Origin of the sequence: Algoriphagus sp., assembly GCF_024642405.1 — a bacterium.
Taxonomy (GTDB): Bacteria; Bacteroidota; Bacteroidia; order Cytophagales; family Cyclobacteriaceae; genus Algoriphagus.
The window spans coordinates 1-4,343 of the sequence record NZ_JAHEBC010000322.1 but is presented as its reverse complement, the minus strand read 5'-3'; the positions used below and the strand labels follow the sequence as shown (position 1 = coordinate 4,343).

The following is a 4,343-nucleotide window of genomic DNA, read 5'->3' as shown; positions in this document are numbered from 1 at the left end:
TGCAATAATAGGTCAGGGTTGTGTATTGCCTGGTTGCTTTAGTCCGGAAGAACTATGGCAAATGGTAGTGGAAAATAAGGTAAATATTTCTGCTGAAAAGGTAAATACTTGGAGAGTGAAAATGGAGGATGAAATTGTTGGTCCTACTGATACTTCTACAAAGGATAAATCTTGGCATAATCTAGGCGGATACATTTCAGATTTTGATCAACATTTTGATATTAACTCCTATAAAGTTGAACCAGCTATTATAGATGTTCTTGACCCATTATTTAAATGGTGTTTTCATTCTGCGAAATCAGCATTAGAAGAAGCAGGGTATACTGAGCATGAGGTTTTAGCAAAGACAGGTTTGATTTTGGGAAACCTTAGCTACCCGAGTCGATCTTTTTGCCAGTATTTTGAAGAGCAACATTTAAAAGCAATGTTTCCGGAATGGAAAAACCCTTCGAGGTACATTGACCCGATAAATCGTTTTATGTCTGGATTCCCTGCTATGATTACAGCCAAAGCTCTTGGTCTTGAAGGGGATTCGTTTTCAATTGATGCTGCCTGCGCTTCTTCATTGTATGCCTTGAAGATAGCTTGTGATAAATTAAATGGTGGTTCGCAAGACATGATGCTAGTTGGAGGGGTTTGCGCTTCAGACCCTTTTTTGTTACATAATGGTTTCACTGCTTTAAATGCATTAAGTCCATCGGGTCAATCGCGACCATTTAATGAAGCTGCAGATGGTCTAATTCCATCAGAAGGCGCAGGTTTTATCGTTGTTAAACGCTTAAAAGATGCGGTAAAAAGTGGAGATAATATTTTAGGTGTAATAAGGGGCATAGGGTTGTCCAATGATGGAAGACAAGGAGGTTTTTTAGTTCCTTCCCAATCTGGCCAAGTAAAGAGTATGCAAGATGCTCTTGAGGTTTCAGGTATTCTTCCCGAAGAAATAAGTTATATAGAATGCCATGCTACCGGCACAAGTACTGGTGATACGATAGAAATAAAAAGCATGGGGGAAGTATATTCCTCCTCTTCCAAAATCCATTTAAGTTCCCTAAAAGGAAATATTGGTCATGCTATTACTGCTTCTGGAATAGGAAGTATTTTTAAAGTTCTTTCTGCTTTCAAAAATAAAGTACTTCCGCCTGTACCCAATTCAGAGCCATTAAATACAATTTTATCAGATTCAATATTTACTGTCTCTAGTAAAGCTGAACCTTGGAAGAGTAAATCCAATCGAATTGCCGGAATAAGTAATTTTGGATTTTGTGGAAATAATGCCCACCTATTATTAGAAGAATGGAATCCTAAAACGAACTACGAAAGTGTTTCAGCTAATCCTAAAAAAAGCAAGGTTGCTGTTATTGGAGTTGAAATCCAATCTTCTGACTTTCCAAATGCAAAAGCCTATTTAAGTCACTTACTTGGAAATCCGAAAAGTGTAGAGAAAAAGAAAAACATTTCTTTTGAGGTTAAAGAATTAAGCTCACCGCCAAAAGATTTAAAATTGGCTCTGAGTCAGCAATTATTGATGCTGAATACCATTCAGAATTTAATAATGCAAGGTATTCATTTGGGGAAAGATGATACTGGAGTTTTTATTGGAATGGGCGCTGACGCTGAAATAAATAGATACGGTTTCAGAAAAAGAATAAAGGATTTATTAGACGATGGTGAGGTATCAGCTACTTCATATGATTTAGATCAAATCAAGACGGATATTGGAGAAGTTTTGGTTTCTGCAGGAGTCTTAGGAACAATGCCAAATGTCCCAGCTAATCGTATAAATTATCATTTTGATTATTGTGGAATGGGGTATACCCTTTCTGCAGAGGAACTGTCTGGAACAAAGGCACTTGAAGTTGCGATTCAATCCATTCAGAATAATGAGCTATCTGCAGCCTTGGTCGGAGCCGTTGATATGTCAGATGAGTTTGTCAATTCGAAAGCATTAAAAGATGTACTTGGTGTTGATTGGCCTCTTACAGATACTGCAGTGGTTGTCGCATTAAAAAATAATGATGCCGCCATAAAAGACGGAGACAAAATTTTAGCATCTATAGATCCTAATGAAATTAGAGAAGAAAGATATACCCTAGAGAAAGATTGGGTGATTTCTAAAATGGGATATTCACATGCAAGTTCTGGTCTAATAGAAGTTGCAACATCGATACTTCTAATAAGGAATCGTCTTCAATTGACAAAAGATCATAGTCTGCTAAAGCCTATTTTGGAAAGTGACAAGGGATTTTCCTACGATATATCTTGTCGTTCATTTTTTGGAGGGGAAAGTAATTTTCAAATTAATTCAGAAGTAATTGAAGATATTCAAACTAGAGCGACAGGAGATGTTTTGATCCATTGTTATTCAGGTTTGAATAAAGAAGAATTAATAGATTCGATTCAAAAGAACGTTTATTCAGAAGATAAAAAATACCGATTAGGGATTGTTTCTACTGCTGATGATTTGCAACAACAACGAGAACTTGCAATTCAATTAGTGTCAGGGAATCCTAATCTTGACGGATGGATTACTCCTAATATACATTTTAGAAAAGAAAGAATTCAGGGAGATATTGCTTTCGCATATACAGGCGCAGCCTCAGCATATCCCAAAATGGGTAAATCCTTATTAGAGGAATTTCCAGGGCTTATTGGAGCACTAAAACCCTATTGCAGTAACATTGCTTTTGCTACAAATTGGATTTATGAAGTAGGTAGTAAAGAGGAAAAGCTGCCTTTTTATCAATTAGCTGGATCTTCATTAATGTGTCAAATCCATACAGCATTCACCAAGGAGATATTGGGTTTAATGCCGGAGGCAGTTATTGGACTGTCATCAGGCGAGACTAACTCTATGTTCGCAATGGGAGTGTGGGAAGATATGAGTGGCTTACTTCATTCAACTCTGGACAGTGGGCTATATTCAAAAGCTTTAGGAGGGGAATTTGAATCAGTTAAGGAACACTGGGGGCTTTTACCAAATGTAAATGTTAACTGGGTCAATTGGCGAATATTGGCATCAGTTGCTCAGGTCAAAAAATTGCTAGAAAAAGAAGAGAGAGCCTACCTTTCCATTGTAAATACAAAAAATGATTGTGTTATAGGGGGTGATAAAGATGCATGTGAACGGATCATAAAAGAATTGGGAACGAATAAAGCTATGCCTTTGGAGCATGATATAGCGATACACTGCGCCCCGGTTTTACCTTTTGAAAAGGCGTGGAGAAAGCTACATACCAGAAAAGTAAACGAAGTGAAAGGGGTACGTTTTTATTCCAATTATCTTGATGGTGTTTATACTCCAACTTCTGAATCAGTTGCTGATGCATTGACCGGACAAGCCGTAAACCCTATTGATTTTACAAGAATTGTTGAGAAGGCTTGGGAAGATGGGATAAGAGTTTTTGTGGAATTTGGGCCTCGTAATAGCTTAGGTGTCGCAATAAAAGAAATATTGGGAGACAAGGAATTTGTTTGTGTTTCCATGGATAGGGCTGGTCAATCAAGCCTAATCGAGACGATGAGAGCAACCACAGAATTGTGGGCTGCAGGAGTTCCAGTTAATCTAGAATCTTTGAAAGCTAAGCATCCGAAAAAGGAGAATTCAATAAAAATCGATTTTCCGATGCACATGACCGAAATTAAAAATAAGAAAAAGCTAAACCCAATTGGCTTGAAAGAAGAAGTAAATAAGAATACTAATCCATTTAGGGAAGCGCCCTCTTTTGCAATTGCTAAAAGAAAAAGGAAAACGATTATTGCTGAAGAAAATATAAATGGTATTCGGGAAAAGTCTCAAGCCGAGTCTTTTGAAAGAAAAAATGTTGCAAGTCCCGAGATTGAAAATAATTCAGATACGCAAAATGATTTAAATAATTTTGAAGAAAATGAAATTGTGGAATTGTTGAGAAATCAACATGCTATAATGTCAGAAGCTCATGAAAATTATTTGGCTGCCCATTTGGCTGCTCAGCAGAATTTTTCAGCGTTTATGAAAAATATGCAAGACAGTTTGTTTGAACCTGAAAATGATTGGCAAAAAGTGGGTTTTGAAAAGAATTTACAAGAAATCCAGTTCAATTCAGAACAAGAAGAACCGATATTCAATAGTGATATCGCTGAATTAGCTTCACACAAAGTAAATAGTTTAAATAGGCATGAGTTAGAAATATTGAGTTCAGGAAGGATATCTTCCGTTTTTGGACCTTTGTTTGAATACCAGGATGACTACGCCCTTCAGGTAAGACCACCTCAACCTCCTTATTTAATTTGCGATAGAGTAACCAAAATAGAAGGCGAACCCGGGAGTTTGGGTTTAGGTACTATATGGACAGAAATAGATGTAA

General features: G+C 37.0%; 1 protein-coding gene. It reads left to right on the top strand.

Features of this window, described 5'->3' with window-relative positions; genetic code table 11:
* The coding region (locus Q0L68_RS16965; RefSeq protein ID WP_296705424.1) for a beta-ketoacyl synthase N-terminal-like domain-containing protein at positions 1-4,343 on the top strand (4,343 nt) is incomplete at both ends.